Genomic DNA, 18372 nt, shown 5'->3' on the forward strand with positions numbered 1-18372 from the left:
GCGTAAATAAGGAGCTGAAAAGGTATGTTTATTATTATTCTGGCAATTCTCTTATTCTTTTTTCTACTATTAATAATAGATAAAAATAAAAACAAGCAAAATAGTCCGATTGCTCAAAAAAAGAAACCAGTAAAGACGCTTTCTCTAGATCAAAAAATAAAACTAGAGAAAACAATGGGAATCAAACAAATTACATCTGTGCTCACACAAGCTGAAAAGCAACCAATCAATCGGCTTGCCATAGTGCTGAATAATCTAAAAGAGACGAAGTTAAAACAGTAAAATGTAATAATGAATAAAATCAGGCTATAATAGTATACAACAATTAAAATTGATACTAAAAGGTGGAATAAAAATGGACGCAAAAAATCAAAGAGTATTTGCAATGTCGTTTGCAAGGATCTACCCGTTGTATATTCAAAAAGTTGAAAAAAAGGGTCGGACAAAGGCCGAAGCTGATGAAGTTATTTGTTGGCTGACAGGGTATGACGAAGCGGGATTACAGAAACAAATTGAGGATAAAGTAGATTTACAAACATTTTTTTCACAAGCACCAGAACTAAATCCTAATGTCTCATTGATCAAGGGCGTCATTTGTGGCTACCGCGTAGAAGAGATAGAAGATGAACTAATGCAGAAAATTCGCTATATGGATAAATTGATCGACGAACTAGCGAAAGGCAAAGCAATGGAAAAGATATTGAGAAAATAATCGATCATAATAGAATATAAAAAATAAGAACAGCTATATCAGCGTGCTTACTAGTAGTCATCTAGTCTGAAGCGATAGAGCTGCTTTTTATTTTAACCATTAGCAAACTAAAAAGAGACCTGCAGAAAACAGATGATTGTAATCAATCTTTCTATCCTATTATAAGAGTTAGATAAGTGTGAAAAAAACAACAAATAATAATGAAAAAGATTCATAAAATCATGAATATGGCACGATGTAACACCAAAATTGCTTTTTAATTCTGTCCTAATATGTGATATTTAAGATAACACAAACTGGAGGTTGGGCCATGAAGAAATACATTTTTTATAATTTTCGAGGAAATCACTTCTTTGATCAAGGAAGTTCCTCAACAAAGGAAATGAGAGGGATAGAATCAAGGACATTTGTTACGTAGTTTTTTATGTGAAATCATGAGAAAGTTTGACATATAAAAAACGTTTTGAAGGTAGGGTGACATATTATGGAGATTGGAAAATTGTTAAAAATCCGCAGAGAACAAAAGAAATTAACACAGCAAGAAGTAGCAACTAAGTTCCATGTAACAAGGCAAACCGTTTCACGTTGGGAAAATGAAAAATCATATCCTAATATTGATACCCTGATTGAACTGAGTTTCTTTTTTGACTTTTCATTAGATGAAATTTTAAAAGGAAATGATTTGATGGTTAGTGATGAAATCAAGAGGGATGACAAAAGGTTGAACAATTAGGGGTTATGTTGCAATTAACCCACATCAAAGTGAGGAGGATCCTATCTTGATCGTCTTCTTAGCTTTAGCAGTTGGCCATAGACGAGAAATTTATAAATAAACTTAAAAAAAGTCTGGATGTAAGGTTGAAAAATCTTACATTCAGATCTTTTTAGTTTAAAACAATTTAGTATGTTATTTAATATCCATTCGAATGTGTCGCGTGCCATTGCCAAGCGCTAGCAATGATCGAGTCTAAATCGGTATAGAATGGTTTCCACCCTAAAAGCTGTTCGATGTATAAAAAATAGTTGTATTTAATTCATTATAAGTATAGATAGATTCAACACTTGGAATTATGAAATCATTGATCATTTCAATTAAAGATTCTGATTTCCGCTTTAGAAGTTCATTGTTTAATGAGCTGATCATAACGAGGAAATATCTTATGTTAAAATGGTAGCAAGGAATAAAATGATAGTTCATAAATAGAAATAAGTGAGGAAATAAAATGAATCAAACGTTGTTGGTATTACAAATGGAACAATCAGAAATTAAGAATACGGCCGCAGCAATCAAGTACTGCTATAAAAAAATCATATTCAATCAAGAAAATCGGCTCACCTATACAAAGTATCTAAGTCAGCTTCTGGAAGAGCAAACGCCTAAAGCTTTTTTTAATACGTTTAAGGAATTACGTGCTTTTTCATATGGGCCAAGTGACTGGAATTGGTTTGATATTAATGAATCAATAGTGACTAGTCTTTCTAGTATCAATTCTGCTTCATTTTGGTCGTGGCTAGTTTGTCATCCAAATGGCTATGTCAGAGAATGTGCATTGAAAAAACTGAGTATGGAATCTTTTGAAAATACACTCCCCTTCTTACTCCTTACATTAAATGACCACGTTGAAAATGTAAGAAAACGCGCAGAACAAGCAATCAACAATAGATTTATGCAGGAAAATGAAGCAACGATTCTTTTTTCTTTCCCTTTAATCAAACGTTTAAAAGAGTTAGAGCAAAAAGAAAATTTAGACGTGTACGATCGATTAAATACCAACTTATTAAATCGGTTTAGTTTGTTGGAAAAAGCTCAAGAAAGCAAAGATATCTATATTTCAAGATATGGATTTGAGTTAAGTTTTCAACTCAAAGAACAACATAGAGCGCAGGGAATAAAAAATGGTCTGGGTAAAAAAGACAGAATGATTCTAAGATGGACATTTAATGAAATACTAAAAGAAGATCAGTGGGAAAATAAGTATCTTGCTCATTTATTAAGTCATCCGCAAATGATTATTCGAAAACTAGCATGTGAATGGTGTTATAATAACCGAATGAAAGAGGAGCGAATGATTCCCAAATTATTGGATCAAACCGTTGCAATCAACTATTTGGCGCTTGATTATGTGAAAAAACATTTCCCTGAAATTGACTGCAGAGAATACTATCTCCAGCATTTAAAGGATAATCCAATCAATGCGATTCATGGTTTAGCAATTTTGCAAGATCAGAGAGACCAAGAACGAATGTTACCACTGATCAACTCAAGAAAAAAGAAAATCAGAGTATCCGTATTGAATTGGATAGACTGTTTACCTCTTGATGAACAACTGCCAGTTTATATGGACTGTTTGTCAGATCCGTCAAGGGATGTGAGAAATAAAGCGATAGCTCAGTTGATCAAACATTATTCATTGAGTATCAAAGAGTGGTTGATCCCTCTATTTAAAGAGAAAAAAGAATCACGTTCTCAACTAAGCATTATCAAAATTCTTGGGGAGGAAAGTCGTAAGGATTACTTTTATGATTTGGTTTCATTGTATGTGTATGCTTCAGATCAGTCAGTGAAAGATAAGATTGAACTACAGCTTGCTGGATGGATACTTAGCTGGAATCGGCGGTTCTTTTTTAGGTTTAGTTTGAAGGATAAGGTGGAGCTTGCTTATTTGATGAATAAGAATTATGAGGGATATTCGGCAAGTGTTTTGGATGTGTTGCGGCAAGTTTTGGGAGCTAAGTAAATAGATTGAGTAATTAAAGAAAGAGATCTCAATTGACTCGTTTATTAACATGTTTTTCATTATTATTGATAAATAATATTATAAAAAAGAGCGGAATTTTACTATAATAGTATTATTTCGCTCTTTTTTATCTATTTAGTTAATTATAAGATTACATTATATAACTAAAAGTTAAAAGGAGTTTTAAAATGACCGAAATCAGCACAGATCAAAGCGTCGTGAGTGACCTTACAAATCAATTTACTAGCAGTTTATCAGATGTTTCTTTTTCATCCAAAAAGTCCTTTTCCTTCTCTCAAAGTTCTGTCGCTTCTGGATTAAAAAGTAGTTTAACCTCGTTATCTTCAAGTATCAGTAACTTTGAAAGCTATGCGTCTAGTGATGTGCAAAAACTGATGACGATCCATCAAGCGATTGAAAAAGCAGAAAGAGGAAAAGGTTAGATGATGATTGAGGACAAGAAAAGAAAATTGCGGTGGCAGGCAGATGAAGTAGAAGATCGTGTGAGAGACTTGAAAAAGAAAGAAAATGAAGCAACACATCTTATACAGGATATTGCTCGTTTACATCAACGACAAAGAGAAGTCTTAAATGAAACTCTCTATTACAGCAAAGGAACCCATGCAGAACGTTCTGCAACGATCGATTTAGAGGATTTAGAACAAGAACAGCATTCAATCATGCGCCATTTCGAGGAAGGACAAGAGGAGTTACATATACTAAGCAAATCAGAACAAAGAAAACAAGAGCAGTTGCAAGAAGAACTCGTCCTCCTTCAACGAAAAGAAGAGGAGGAACAAGATGCCGAAAATTGATTATAGCGAATGGGCTGAATTATCAAGTGAAATCACAACACAACGCTTAAAAATCGTCAGCCAATTTAAATCATTCAATCAAGCTCAGCAACAATTTAAAGGAGCGAAAGAATTATCTGGGACAGGCTGGGATTCTTCAAGAGATTATTTTGACGGTTATACAACGGTGTCAGATGCGATCTTTAATGCACTCTATGAAGTGGATGATGCAACAACTGAATATGTCTCGGCTTTTACATCTGAAGTCGGTGCAGCTGAAAATCAGTTGGATACAGATCATTTAGAACGATTAAAATCAGAATTAAGAAGCCTACAAGCTGAGAATGATATTTTAATGGAAGCCGCTGCGAAAGCCTTTGAAAATGTCCCGTTTATCAACAAGTTTTTCATGGAACGAAGCATGCTAGGAAAAGCAAAAGAAATTGAGATTTTAGAAAAGTATCAAACCTTTGAAGCCACACACGGAAGTGATTTTTCAGAGGTTCAAACCGTGATTTCTTCGATTGAACAAGGTTTAGCAGTGCTGGGAAACGCAGGAAATTTTATTGGCGGTGTCAATGGGTATAAGAAAATTTCATGGAAAGACCAAGACTGGTTTAAAAATATTCAAGCATTTAATGAGAAGAATAAAGAGGACTGTTATGAGATCGTTGTGATTCATGAAGATCATGATGGCAAACAGTTTGCGATTTATAAAAATGGAAAACTGGATGAAGGACGAACGCTTGATTATAATAAGTTGTTGGGGAAACAAGATTGGGAAATGCTGATGAAGCTTGGGCCTGAGACAATCAAGATGTTGCTTAATTTAGATGATGTGGAAGTTTTGCTGGATGATGGATCAAGTACTGGGCAAAAAGTGAAGTCGAGTATTTTTCTTATTTTGGCAGTTACGCCGGTTGATAAGGTGAAGGATGTTATTAAAGCGGCGAAGTTGATGAAAAAAGGGGATCATTTGTTAGATGGTGTGAAATTGACTGCCAAAGAGTTGGAAATGTTAAGGGATTTGGAAAAATCTGGTGAACGGGTTAAGATAGTGGAGAAAGGGCAAAAAATAAAAATACCAAACGCATCTGATTTGACTATGACTGAAACAGTTGGTAATCATGCCAGAGATATCATAAAAAGAGGAGTTAACGCTGGAGAGCTATCTCGCCCATATGTAGATTCAAAAGGAACAAACATGCTGATTCAAGAAATTATGGATTCTGGAGTACCAGTTAAAGATGTCTCCTTACCGAATGGATTGCGTTGGGATGTTCCCGGTTCAGTAAATGGTCGAGGGCAAGGAGTCTGGGAACTGGTTGTAGATTTAGAGACAAATAAGATTGTTCATTTCAATTTCACTAAGTAGGGAGAAAATAATTATGTTTATAACGGATACAAGTGGAAACTTTAAAACAGGAAATTTATTTTACAATAAAGAAACACATGAATTTATTTCAACTCCTAGTTTAAATTCAGATATTACTTTTTTAGTTGGCTATATAAATATTGGGTTTGATTCAGAAACGAAGACTGCTACACAAGTTTGGGGATTTCATCATGATTTTAATTGGATGGAAAAAAGAATCGACTTACCTGAAATAGTTAAGGGGACAATTGAGTTAAATAGTGATGTAAAACCTGGAGAAAGTATCCGAATTAAAGAATCAAGCTCATGGAAAACATATTTTGATAATGAGAGTGGTTGGGTTAGATTTGGATTAGATAAAGATTTTTCAGAAACGACGCTTGTAGAATTCTTTACAGATACTGTGGCTGAAATTGATGAAGCCGGAAATTTGGTTTCTCTGTTGTTGAAACCTGTTTTTAATTAGCTAGTTTTTTACAAAATATGAATTTCTTTTAAGTAATGTAGATTTTAAGATATCTAATCGGAGTAATTATGTTGACGATAATTGAATTAATTAATCATGATTCATGGATAAGAAGCGAGAAAAAAGCAGGTAGAAAATTAGAATGTGATGGATAAAAAATTCTAATGAAAAGCAGAGAATTTAGCCATTATCAATGTCTAAAATGACAAAACGTACTTCTCAGATACAGAACTCAGACATATTGATTTTCCAAATGCTTCTTTGGGTTCTTGTCAATTTGTTGATTGTAAGTTTAAAGAAGTAATCGGGATTGAAAGTGTTAATGCATAGGGATTAATCTTAAAAGATTCATTGAGTGACACTTAAATTATAGTCTGATGAATATGAATCTGAGTACTTGGTTGTAGTAATTAATATTAAGGAAAAAATTGAATTTAATTGTTTTATTGTATATGAAAGATGTTTATTTTTTGGTTTATGGTTTACTGATTAAAATAATTGTACAAAAGTCATTTTTAAAGTTTAGTCTATCGCTTAGTACTCATTATAGATAATATATCCCAAAAACAACTGGTGTTCCCAGTTGTTTTTTTGTGAATTATTAATATCAAAGATACATTCAATCACTGTTAGATGGAGGTGGGATTCTAAGTACAAATGAATATGTTTGATTATAATAAGTACTCAATTAGAAATATTTTATATGAATAAACTACCATCTGATTTATAGACTAAATAGAAATGGACTCTGTTAGAAATTACTTACTCATGATATAATTGTGCCATATAGACTCACGATTTAACGAAGCGTTAGTAAATTATAGTAGAAATCAAATTTTTAAAATATTTTTTTATTTTATAATATTTGATATTTGTAAGGTCTTAGAATTTGTTAGAGAGGATAATAATAAGTGAATGAAAATCAATTTGAAACAGAATTAATAAAACATATTAAAAATATTGCTGGAACGAAACAGTGGCAATATGAAGAAAATATCAAAACAACAGAGGCACTATGGTTCAACTTCAAAAATATTTTGGAACAACATAATCAAAATTTGCTGGAAAAACCGCTAAGTGAAGCGGAATTTTCTCAAGTGAAAAAAGTTATTTGTGACATCAAATCACCTTATGAAGCAGGGCAATTTCTATATGGACTGAATGGAGTTTCACAAATAGAAATTGATTTAGATGATGGAAGGCATGTATTTTTAACAGTTTTTGATCAAAAACAAATTGGAGCAGGTAATACAATTTATCAAGTAGTAAATCAGATTAAACGTCCGGCTGTTATTGTCGGGAAAAAAGATAGAAGGTTTGATACAACTCTTATGGTGAATGGTCTTCCAATTATCCAAATTGAAGAAAAAACTGATACTCGTGATGTTAATGAAGCATTGAATCAGATGCATCAATATGCAGATGAAAAACAGTTTCGTGATATATTTTCAACGTTACAAATTTTAGTAGCTATTACACCAAACAATGTAAAATACATGGCAAATACACCAAGCAATAAATTCAACAAAGACTTTGCATTTAATTGGCAGCGCAAAGAAGATAACATGATTGTTCGAAATTGGAAAGAATTTGCAAATTCTATGCTAAGTATTCCGATGGCTCATCAAATGGCAACAAATTTCATGATTTTGGATGGGACTAAGAATAAGCAAATGCTTAAAGTCATGAGACCATATCAAGTATACGCCACGCAAAATGTAATGGAAAGTCTAAAAAAAGTGGACTTTGAACTAGGTGTGAATAAAATTGGCTATATTTGGCATACAACAGGTTCAGGGAAGACAATTACAAGTTTTAAGACAGCTTGGTTGGCAAGTCGAATGCCCAAGGTGGATAAAGTTGTCTTTGTTGTTGATAGGATTGCATTAACAAAACAAACAAATGAAAATTATCAGGCATACGATCCTGATGGAGATATAGATGATTCAAAAATAGGAAATGTTCAAGGAACAAATAGTACGAATGACTTAAACCAAAAGTTAAAGAGTAAAGATAATCAGATTATTGTAACCTCAGTTCAAAAATTAGGTACATTAATAAATCGTCAAAATTTTGAATCACCTGATAAAAATATCGTTTTTATTGTAGATGAAGCACATCGTTCAACTGGTAGCAATAATTTTGCAATGATTCAAAAAGCATTTAAAAAGGCTTGCTGGATTGGTTATACTGGAACCCCAATGTTTGATGATACAACGAAAGGTTTACGTACAGAAGATATTTTTGGAGAATTATTACATGCTTATACGATTCGTGAAGCAATTTCTGATAGAAATGTCTTAGGATTCAAAGTTGATTTCGAAACAACTATTGATGAAGAACAGGTAAAATCAGATTATTTACCAAAGTTTTATAAAGAGCGATACCCAACTTGGACAGATGAAAAAATCCAAGAAAAAATTGAAAACCTATCTCCAGAAGACATGGATGATGCAGTTGAACCAAGTTTCTATGATGAAAATGCCGAACATATTAAAATGGTAGTTGAGGATATTTTTAAGAATTGGCGTAATCGATCGAATGAAGGAAGATATAATGCATTATTTACTACTCATGTTGGTGGTGGCAAAGCCAGTACGCCAATGGCGATGATGTATTTTAATGAGTTTCAACGAGTGAATGCCGAAAATAAACGGAATGGAAAGCAAACATTAAAAGTGGCGGTTACCTTTAGTCTTAACACGTCAAATAATGATTCTCAATTATTAACAAATCAAGGTTTATTTGAGGCTATTCAGGCTTACAATGATGAGTTTGGAACTAGTTTTGGAATGGATGATGTTTCTGGATACACGCAAGAAGTTACAAGCCGTTTAAATCGAACAATAACCGATAAAAAGTATTTGGATATAGTTATTGTTGTGGATCAACTATTAACAGGATTTGATGCCCCGGAGTTAAATACTTTATATGTCGATAGGACACTAAAAGGTGCAGGCCTAATTCAAGCTTATTCAAGAACTAACCGCATTGCGGATCTCCAAGAAAAGCCTTGGGGACGTATTGTGAATTATCGCTGGCCTGCACAAAATGAAAAGCTAATGAATCAGGCATTGGCTATTTATGCTAATAAAGATTCTGCCATTTTATCAGAAGAAGAGCAACGTGAGAGTAATAAAAAAGATGGTATTGTTGCCAAACCGTTTTTAGAAGCATTTAATGAAGTAAAAAAAATAGTTGATGAGCTTGATACTTTGACAAGTGAGTTCCAACAACTACCATCAAGTGAAAAGAAAAAAGAAAAAATGTTTGACCTTCTAAAAGAGTACAATGCGGGGATGTCTAAGTTAAAACAATATGATCCAACTGAAGTTGATGGGGATAAAGTAGGGTTTAACTATGATGAGCCAGATGAGTTAGTAGAAAAACTCGGAATGACAACTGCTCAAGAAGTGATGCTCACAACAGTACTATCAAATGAGTTGAAGCAACATATCGCAAAAAAGAAAGATGTTCCTTTCTATCAAATCGAATTGAAAATGACACATGTTAAAGATATCAAAGTCGACTATGACTATTTGACAGAACTTGTGGAACGATTGTTAAATCAAGTTCATGATAAACAATATCAAGAAGCTAAAGAAACAAAAGAAAAGCTGGATCAATTTGCTGATGGTTTGGATGATAGAAAGTATGCTGACATGATTAAAAATGCTGCGACAGCTATTTATAAAGGACATTTCATTGTGGAGAAGTATCCAGCAAAATTAAAAGAAAGTGACTCGATTATTCAACTTGCTAGCAATGTAAGTTTAGATCGCCGCTTTCAGGACTTTAGAATCAAGTGGGGCATTATTGACATTGTAACAAGTGCTGAAATGCGTAAGTTGTTTGCTAGACATCGTTATGGACAACAAGATCTAGATGATACAGGACAGATTCGTGAGATTGTTTCTAAAGCTAGTATAGATTACCAAACATTAGCACATGATGAAGCCGTACAGTCTTTATCAAGGATTAAATATCGTAACGGATTACGTGCAGAAATATATAAACTAGCAGATGAGTTAACTAGAGACTAGATGCGGAGGGAAAAATATGTCAGATAATAGATTACAAACCATTACAAGTAAGCTTTGGGCCATGGCAAATGAACTACGAGGTAATATGGATGCCGGTGAATTTAAAAATTATATCTTAGCCTTTATGTTCTATCGTTATTTGTCAGAGCATCAAGAAGAGTATTTAGTGACAAATAATGTCATTGATGTTGATAAAAACGAAACTGTAAATGCAGCGTATATGCGGCAAGCAGTTGGTGTAGATGCAACTGACTATTTAGATGATATTTCTTCGAGTTTAGGTTATGCAATTGCACCCAATGATACGTGGGTGTCCTTAAATGAAAAAATTGATAATTCTATGATTATTCCAAGTGATTATCAAACTATTTTTGATAATTTTAATAAAAATGTTGAACTAAATAAAGATGCAGCGCAAGATTTTAGTGGTGTATTTAATGATATAAATTTAGGAGATTCTCGTCTTGGTAATTCTACAACAGCTAGAGCAAAATCATTAAATAATATTGTGAAATTAGTTGATGACATTGAATATAGATCTGATGAAGGAAAAGATATTTTAGGAGAAATCTATGAATATTTGATTGGTCAGTTTGCTGCAAGTGCAGGAAAAAAAGGTGGAGAGTTCTATACTCCGCATCAAATAAGTAAAATTTTAGCTAAATTAGTCACGAATGAATTAACTGAATCTGAAAATACATTTACTGTATATGATCCGACTATGGGGTCTGGATCACTACTTTTAACTGTTAGGGGAGAAGTACCAGGGGGAGACAGATCTGGGGCTGTAAAATTCTTTGGTCAAGAATTAAATACGACTACCTATAATTTAGCTCGAATGAATTTGATGATGCATAATGTATCATATAGTAATATGACACTGAGTAATGCTGATACGCTAGAAAGTGATTGGCCAGATGGTATGGATAGTCAAGGGATTGATCGTCCTAGAAGTTTTGATGCAGTAGTTGCTAATCCTCCATATTCTGCTAAATGGGATAATACTGAATCAAAATTAAAGGATCCTCGTTTCAGTGAATATGGGAAGCTAGCACCAAGTTCAAAAGCAGATTTTGCTTTTATTTTGCATAGCATTTATCATCTGAATAGTACGGGAACCATGGCAATTGTTTTACCCCATGGAGTGCTATTTAGAGGGGCAGCGGAAGAAAAAATTCGTCAAACATTAATTGAAAAAAACTACCTTGATGCAGTGATTGGTTTACCAGCAAACCTTTTTTACGGGACGAGTATTCCAACTACGATTTTGGTGTTTAAAAAAAATCGAAAAAAACGTGAAATTCTATTTATTGATGCAAGCAATGAGTTTGAAAAAAATAAAAATCAAAATAATTTGACTGACGAACATGTTGAAAAAATTATTAGAACTTTTCAGGAACGTAAAGATATTGAAAAATATGCACATTTGGCAACCATAGAAGAAATAAAAGAGAATAGCTATAATTTGAATATTCCTCGATATGTTGATACTTTTGAAGAAGAAGAACCTATTGATTTAGTTGCACTAAGTAATGAAATGGTGAAATTAAACTCTGAAATTGAAAAGGCTGAGTGCAATTTTTTATCATTGTTGGATGAGTTGGCTGTAACTCCTGAAACAGAGGAAATGATTGAAGCAACAAAGGCGGTATTTTCAAATGAACGATAAGAAAAAAAATGTTCCTGTAGTCCGATTTAACGGCTTTTCTGACGCTTGGGAACAGCGTAAGTTAGGCGACCATGCCAAATATCGTCGTGGTTCATTCCCACAACCATACGGAAATAAAGAATGGTATGACGGAGAAGGCGCTATGCCCTTCGTTCAAGTTGTAGATGTTACGAGTAAATTAACTTTAGTTGAAAATACAAAACAGAAAATTAGCAAATTAGCTCAACCTAAAAGCGTATTTGTTCCAAAAGGAAAGGTTATAGTTACCTTACAAGGGAGTATCGGACGTGTCGCAATTACTCAGTATGACTCTTTTGTAGACCGTACATTACTGATTTTTGATGACTACGAAAAAGAAACAGACGAACGATTTTGGGCATATACAATTCAGAAAAAATTTGAAATTGAAAAGTTGAAGGCTCCTGGTGGAACTATTAAAACAATAACAAAAGAAGCTCTTTCGTCGTTCGATGTTCATCTTCCACAATTTGAAGAACAACAAAAAATCGGTATACTTTTCAAGCAACTAGATAACACTATCGCTCTTCATCAACGTAAGTTAGATGCCTTAATGCGGATGAAGAAAGGCTTTTTGCAGCAACTTTTCCCCGGAAATGGGAAAAAAATACTGAGGGTAAGGTTCGCTGGTTTTGATGAAGAATGGGAACAGCGTAAGTTAGGCGACCATGCCAAATATCGTCGTGGTTCATTCCCACAACCATACGGAAATAAAGAATGGTATGACGGAGAAGGCGCTATGCCCTTCGTTCAAGTTGTAGATGTTACGAGTAAATTAACTTTAGTTGAAAATACAAAACAGAAAATTAGCAAATTAGCTCAACCTAAAGGCGTATTTGTTCCAAAAGGAAAGGTTATAGTTACCTTACAAGGGAGTATCGGACGTGTCGCAATTACTCAGTATGACTCTTTTGTAGACCGTACATTACTGATTTTTGATGACTACGAAAAAGAAACAGACGAACGATTTTGGGCATATACAATTCAGAAAAAATTTGAAATTGAAAAGTTGAAGGCTCCTGGTGGAACTATTAAAACAATAACAAAAGAAGCTCTTTCGTCGTTCGATGTTCATCTTCCACAATTTGAAGAACAACAAAAAATCGGTATACTTTTCAAGCAACTAGATAACACTATCGCTCTTCATCAACAAAAACTAGAGCAACTCCAAACCTTAAAAGAAGCCTACCTCCAAAATATGTTCATCTAATCAAATATTTACACTCAAACCAACTCCCTAGATAATAAACAAAGATGATAAACTCATCTATCAATTATCTAGGAGGTTTTTTATGAGAACAAAAAGAAGAAAAGAGCAAATGTTTCATGAGTACTTTAAAGAATGGGTGAATCTTTACAAGGTCGGTGCTATTCGTTCTATTACCTTGCAAAAATACTATGTAGCCGAACAAAAATTACAAGAACTTGCACCAAATCTAAGACTAAAAGAACTAGATCGATACAGCTATCAACAATTGCTAAATGATTATGCGCTTACCCATGAAAAGCAGACTACTATGGATTTTCATCATCATTTGAAAGGTGCTATTTTAGATGCAGTAGATGAAGGTGTTCTTACCCAAAATCCTACAAGGAAAATCGTGATAAAAGGAAAAGCGCCCCGACCTAAAAAAGCGAAATTTCTAAATCAATTTGAAGTCCAAGCCTTATTAAAAGAATTGAATTTGACAGAAGAAATTAATTGGGATTGGTTTATCTTGTTAGTTGTTAAAACAGGCCTCCGCTTTTCGGAAGCATTGGCTTTAACACCTTTAGATTTTGATTTTTCCAAACAAAAAATAGAAATTAATAAAACTTGGAATTACAAAAAAAAAACAGGTTCTTTCCAACCAACAAAAAATGAATCTTCCAATAGAAAGATTCAAATTGACTGGCAATTAGCTATGCAATTTTCACAATTAATTAAAGTGAAAGAACCAGATAAACCAATTTTTGTTAAAAGCAGAGTATTCAATTCCACTATTAATAATCGTTTGGGAGTATTGTGCACTCGTGCAAACATCCCAATTATTACAGTTCATAGTTTACGACACACCCATGCTTCGTTACTGTTATTTGCAGGTGTTTCAATTGCCAGTGTTGCAAATCGGTTGGGACATTCTAGTATGACAACGACTCAGGAAACATATCTTCATATTATTCAGGAATTAGAGAATCAGGATAACGATAAAATTATACGACATCTATCAATGTTGATGTGATAAATAAACCCCTTTAAGCTAGTGGAAAAGCTTGATGGGGTTTATTTCATATAAACATATTTTGTAAATAGGCTTTTTTTAAAATTTTGAGTTGATCTAATTTTTGTTGATGTAGAGCAATAGTGTTGTCTAAATACTTGAAATGTTGTCCAATTTTTTGTTGTTCCTCAACAGAGGGTATATTGACATTAATTCCCATAAACTCATCAAAATTAATATTTAACAAACCGTCCATGCGGGCTCCAGATGAAACAAGTTTAGCTAGTTCTCTATCAGGCCGTTTTGTTGCAAACATATACTCAATAAAATCGGAAGTTGCCAATACATTAGTTTCAAAACTATGGTAGACACGCGGTACTAGAGCTTCATCGTATGCTCTCAATTCAAATACAGCTCCATATTTAGCAAGCTTTGAGTTGCCGTGATTATAAGAAAGTTGCCCTTTTTTGAGCAGCGTATAGTTCATTTGCTCTTTACCTGCGATATTTCCTGAAAATCGGTCTCTTTGATCTAACCAACCACTACCAGCGGAAATGGTAAGGGTTGGCAAGTCCATTCGACCATCGTTTCCACGGACTCGCTCGGTTATTTCATCCAACTTACGCAGTTCCCACTCTTCATCAAAATCAGTAAACCTTATTCTCGGCACTATTTCCTCATTTCTAGGGAACAACTGCTGTAAAAATCCTTTTTTCATCCGCATTAAGGCATCTAACTTACGTTGATGAAGAGCGATAGTGTCATCTAACTGAGTAAAAAATAGACCAATCTTGTATTGCTCATCAAAAGTTGGATATAAAGCAATAAAATTTTCAACTTGTGATTTTGATAGATTTGTTTGAGTAACACCACTATCGAATTTTAGAAAATAATTATTTCGATTCATTCTGAAATTCAAAAATATTGGATCAATATTTTCTTTTGGAGTAATACCAGCAATTCGTTGATTTAAAGTATATTTACCATCTTCTTTCACAAGAAAGAGTTTTGCCAGTGCTTTACCATTTGGCAAGTCACTTAACACCATGGCGATCTCTCCATCAAAGATTGGTTCAACTTGTTCATTTGTATATCGTTGAACTTTTCCATTAGTTGAAATGAATTTTGAATTGATAATTGTATATTTCCCATCTTCATCTTCAACTTGTTCGTGAGCTTTTCCATTTCGATAATTAGCAATATCCCTCAACTTACGCTGTTCCCAAGCGTAAATAATCTTGAATAAGTAACTGTCTAGAAAATTAAATTTTATCAGTACCTCTTAATATCAAAAATAAGCTCTCAATTCCATTTAGGAATTAACCTTAATCTTCCTCTCCCCATCCAACTTTCTCACCTTTTCCTCCTCAATCTCCATCAACCTAATAAACTCCTCAAAAAAAGCATGAAACAAATGCCCACAAGCATAATACTCCTTCACAACCTTTTTCTTATTAATCGGCCCTTTCCGAAACTGAAAAAAATGATCCAACACAGCAAGCGGCTCCTCCCAAGACTGCAACCGATCCAACGTATGCTGCAAATCCGTAATATCCTGATAAGGAATCACCTTTAAACTCTGACCTTCTTTTTTCATAACCCATTTCCTCCCTTTTTAAAAGTACTCTTAAAACCAGTAACACGAAGCGCTGAACAACATCATCCAACGCCCCAATACTTAACTCATTTATCTACGCATTGACTAAGGCAACGATGAAACAAACCAGTGATAAAAACGACTTATGGATGATTTTTCTAAGTCTGTCCGTATTCCTATCACTTTCTTCTCAAAGCAAAACAAAAAACGCTATTGTAGTTTTCGTGAACTATCAATACCGTCATCAATCCTCTAGATAAAGCCCAACCCCCCCATAAAATACAAAATCCCAACCAAAAGTTTCCAAACAGACTAGAAAATCCCAGTAAAATTAGGTACAATAAAAGAGCTAGTGCTTTTGTGCTAGCAATTGGCAACTTGTATAGATAGGTGGTACTGTCTATGCAAGGCTTCATCATCTGATTGCTGTCAGATGGTGAAGTGCCTTTTTATTTTGCACCATCCCGACTGACCAAAAGGCAGAGTGAATGATGCAAAGTACAAGGTGAACGAAGTGAACGTTGTCTCCTTGTCTTATATCTATCATTGATCATTTGCTTTACTTTGAATGAAACCTCCTTTGACTAGATTTGTAGAATAGAAAAAAACGATATCAGGTAACATCACCCAATATCGTTCACAATAGTCCCAAAGAATCATCTACTACATTTTCAAAGTAACCTATAGAGAATCCAAGAAACCTATAGAAAAATAGGCAAACTTTAGGTACAATGAAAGAAGCTAGTACATGTTGCTAGCACTATTGGCAACTTGTTTGGGCAGGTGGTACTGTCTTTACAAGGCTTCAAATGCTTGGTTGCTGCCAGGCTTTGAAGTGCCAATTTATTTTTATATTCTGATTTGAACAGTTCATGTTAGCATGAGCTGTTTTTTCTATTCTACCTCTTAAGTATATCCGAAAAGAATACGAACACGCAACATAATTTTTCTTACAAATACCATTAAATAACACTCAAAATCGTTCCCTTATATATAAGGAAAAATAACAAAAAAATTTTTTGAAATCAAAAATCATAGCAACCATCTTAAAATAAAATGTATCGACATATAGTTGCTTTATTAATGTTTAATGTACTGAACTATTTACTTAGAAAAGTTAATGTGATAACATTAGTTAAAAATTAGAAAAATGGAGGTTTTTATGAGAATTAAAAAAGTTTTTAATAGGATTTGTTTTGGTATAGTGATCGTGTCAGCTTTATTGGTAGGAGGACATTCTGTTTCAGCAATTTCAAATGTAGAGTCAGAAAATACTTATTTTGAAGTTAAAGAAGAAACTGTTTCAAAGTAGAGAATAAAGATGTAAAAGTTGTTGAAATTGAGCCATTGAAATATTCAGTTGAAGTGAATAATGATGTGACAATTACTTCTGAAAATGAAGTAATGACGACTGATCAAGAAGTCGCTGAAATGGAAGAAAAATCTAAAGATATTGTGGTTACTAATGATGAATTTGTAACAGATGATGAGTTAGACGAACTATCTTCAACTAGTAGTAAATATGACAATCATGATAAAGTTCTCCTAAGAAAAATTGCGAACGGCTTAACTAATTTGGAGTTTAATATGTGGAGACAGTTTATACCAAGTATAGAGAGCCAAGTGGAAAGTCAAACTGGAATTTGGGGCTGTGCAGTATCTGCATTGGATATCTTAGCTAAAGGAACGAACTTAGAACAAAACACTAAGATATCCTATCCTAAACTTTGGAAGTATGCTGGAACAACCCAGTATAAGGTCGAAAATGGAATAAAATATGGTACTACCAATAACACTAAAATTGGAAATGGATTTACCCAATTTGCAAAAGAAAAGAAAAAAAATATAACGCATCAAAATATATCTAATCCGAGCTTCAATCAATTCAAGTCTGCAATTGACAATAAAAAGCCCGCCATACTAGCTTATGGAATTTGGAATGCAAAAGAGAAAGCTCGTTCTGGTCACGCAGTTGCTGTTGAAGGATATTTTGCCTCAAAACAAGCAAATTATTTAGTTGTAGCAGATGGGTGGTATGCAGCAGCAAAGTATATTAATTATATTCCAGGAAATTTCCTTGATACATATGGTATTATATGGTCAGGAATCAATACTATTTAAGTCTGAAAAGGATCAATCATGAAAAAATTGAGTAGCGTTACAACGGTTTTAATCTTGTTGATTATTTTTATGGGGTGTTCAAAGAACACGGAGGAGAATGATGCAAGCATGAAAAGTGGAGAAAGTTTTGCACACATACGTCATTTGATCGGCACTATAACAGCTATTAGGGAAGAATCACTTATTGTGAATACAGCAACAGAAATAAGTTCTACACAAACATCTGATGATCTAGATATTCCGAAAGGAAGTGAAATTTACATTTTTATTCCTTTTAAAGATACTCGAGAGGATATTTTAAAAAGGGTTAAAATGAATGAGAAGGTAAGAATTTCATATTCTAATATAGCTATAACGAATGGCATTTATACGTTAACGATTGTAGAAGATAGTCAAATTACCAAAGAAGACTAAAGTTAAACAGAAAAAATGTGAAATTTGTATACGAAAAGATATCGATATTTTAGGTGACGCATCTTAAACTATTCTAAAAATATTGGAGAGTGGTTTGGACCAGAATATTTATCTTTGCTAAAGAACAACGCTCTTTGGTTAAGTACTGTAGGAAATGAAACGATGGTTTTCTGATTTTTGACCAACTCTGAGTGCCAATAAATAAAACATAGTGGAATTGATTG

Annotated in this window: 17 protein-coding genes; 15 read left to right on the forward strand and 2 right to left on the reverse strand. The window is 33.6% G+C overall.

Annotated features, from left to right (window positions below; translation table 11 throughout):
* Positions 1-24: 24 nt before the first annotated feature.
* The 12 genes from ATZ35_RS10210 (at position 25) to ATZ35_RS10265 (ending at position 14037) form a co-directional block, all read left to right on the forward strand.
* The gene (locus tag ATZ35_RS10210; protein ID WP_208927150.1) at positions 25-282 is read left to right on the forward strand and encodes a hypothetical protein; all 258 of its coding nucleotides are present in this window, start codon (positions 25-27) and stop codon (positions 280-282) included.
* A gap of 73 nt (positions 283-355) precedes the next feature.
* Positions 356-712: a DUF2200 domain-containing protein gene (locus tag ATZ35_RS10215; RefSeq protein ID WP_208927151.1), complete on the forward strand. Its 357-nt coding sequence runs from the start codon at positions 356-358 to the stop codon at positions 710-712.
* A gap of 484 nt (positions 713-1196) precedes the next feature.
* On the forward strand, positions 1197-1445 hold the full coding sequence (locus ATZ35_RS10220; protein ID WP_208927152.1) for a helix-turn-helix transcriptional regulator: 249 nt from the start codon (positions 1197-1199) through the stop codon (positions 1443-1445).
* Between the two features lie 490 nt (positions 1446-1935).
* Positions 1936-3450, forward strand: coding sequence for a HEAT repeat domain-containing protein (locus ATZ35_RS10225; protein WP_208927153.1), 1515 nt, complete (start codon positions 1936-1938; stop codon positions 3448-3450).
* 188 nt (positions 3451-3638) lie between these two features.
* Positions 3639-3893: a DUF3130 domain-containing protein gene (locus ATZ35_RS10230; protein ID WP_208927154.1), complete on the forward strand. Its 255-nt coding sequence runs from the start codon at positions 3639-3641 to the stop codon at positions 3891-3893.
* Positions 3894-4265, forward strand: coding sequence for a hypothetical protein (locus tag ATZ35_RS10235; RefSeq protein ID WP_208927155.1), 372 nt, complete (start codon positions 3894-3896; stop codon positions 4263-4265).
* Positions 4252-5619, forward strand: coding sequence for a T7SS effector LXG polymorphic toxin (locus ATZ35_RS10240; protein ID WP_244148147.1), 1368 nt, complete (start codon positions 4252-4254; stop codon positions 5617-5619). The genes ATZ35_RS10235 and ATZ35_RS10240 overlap by 14 nt, the downstream gene beginning before the upstream one ends.
* A gap of 13 nt (positions 5620-5632) precedes the next feature.
* Positions 5633-6085: a hypothetical protein gene (locus tag ATZ35_RS10245; protein ID WP_208927156.1), complete on the forward strand. Its 453-nt coding sequence runs from the start codon at positions 5633-5635 to the stop codon at positions 6083-6085.
* Between the two features lie 911 nt (positions 6086-6996).
* Positions 6997-10128, forward strand: coding sequence for a type I restriction endonuclease subunit R (locus tag ATZ35_RS10250; RefSeq protein ID WP_208927157.1), 3132 nt, complete (start codon positions 6997-6999; stop codon positions 10126-10128).
* Between the two features lie 16 nt (positions 10129-10144).
* The gene (locus ATZ35_RS10255) at positions 10145-11797 is read left to right on the forward strand and encodes a type I restriction-modification system subunit M (RefSeq protein ID WP_208927158.1); all 1653 of its coding nucleotides are present in this window, start codon (positions 10145-10147) and stop codon (positions 11795-11797) included.
* Positions 11787-13025: a restriction endonuclease subunit S gene (locus tag ATZ35_RS10260; RefSeq protein ID WP_208927159.1), complete on the forward strand. Its 1239-nt coding sequence runs from the start codon at positions 11787-11789 to the stop codon at positions 13023-13025. Before ATZ35_RS10255 ends, ATZ35_RS10260 begins: the two co-directional genes overlap by 11 nt.
* 82 nt (positions 13026-13107) lie before the next feature.
* Positions 13108-14037 carry a site-specific integrase gene (locus ATZ35_RS10265; protein WP_208927160.1) on the forward strand — a complete coding sequence of 310 codons (930 nt, stop codon included), beginning with the start codon at positions 13108-13110 and terminating at the stop codon, positions 14035-14037.
* A 46-nt stretch (positions 14038-14083) separates the two neighbouring features.
* Here ATZ35_RS10265 and ATZ35_RS10270 read toward each other — a convergent pair whose 3' ends face one another.
* Complete coding sequence (locus ATZ35_RS10270; RefSeq protein WP_208930466.1) at positions 14084-15292, reverse strand: restriction endonuclease subunit S; 1209 nt, start codon at positions 15290-15292, stop codon at positions 14084-14086.
* A gap of 36 nt (positions 15293-15328) precedes the next feature.
* Positions 15329-15613, reverse strand: a complete 285-nt coding sequence (locus ATZ35_RS10275) for a hypothetical protein (RefSeq protein WP_208927161.1) — start codon at positions 15611-15613, stop codon at positions 15329-15331.
* Positions 15614-16775: 1162 nt separating this feature from the next.
* Here ATZ35_RS10275 and ATZ35_RS10280 point away from each other — a divergent pair.
* The 3 genes from ATZ35_RS10280 to ATZ35_RS10290 are packed head-to-tail and all read left to right on the forward strand — an operon-like array spanning position 16776 to position 18148.
* Positions 16776-16925, forward strand: coding sequence for a hypothetical protein (locus tag ATZ35_RS10280; protein ID WP_208927162.1), 150 nt, complete (start codon positions 16776-16778; stop codon positions 16923-16925).
* Positions 16926-16960: 35 nt separating this feature from the next.
* A complete protein-coding gene (locus ATZ35_RS10285; RefSeq protein ID WP_208927163.1) occupies positions 16961-17734 on the forward strand; it encodes a C39 family peptidase in 774 nt (257 codons plus the stop codon).
* A gap of 18 nt (positions 17735-17752) precedes the next feature.
* Positions 17753-18148, forward strand: coding sequence for a hypothetical protein (locus ATZ35_RS10290; protein ID WP_208927164.1), 396 nt, complete (start codon positions 17753-17755; stop codon positions 18146-18148).
* Positions 18149-18372 lie beyond the last annotated feature (224 nt).

The organism is Enterococcus rotai (genome assembly GCF_001465345.1).
In the GTDB taxonomy this organism is placed as follows: Bacteria; Bacillota; Bacilli; order Lactobacillales; family Enterococcaceae; genus Enterococcus_L; species Enterococcus_L rotai.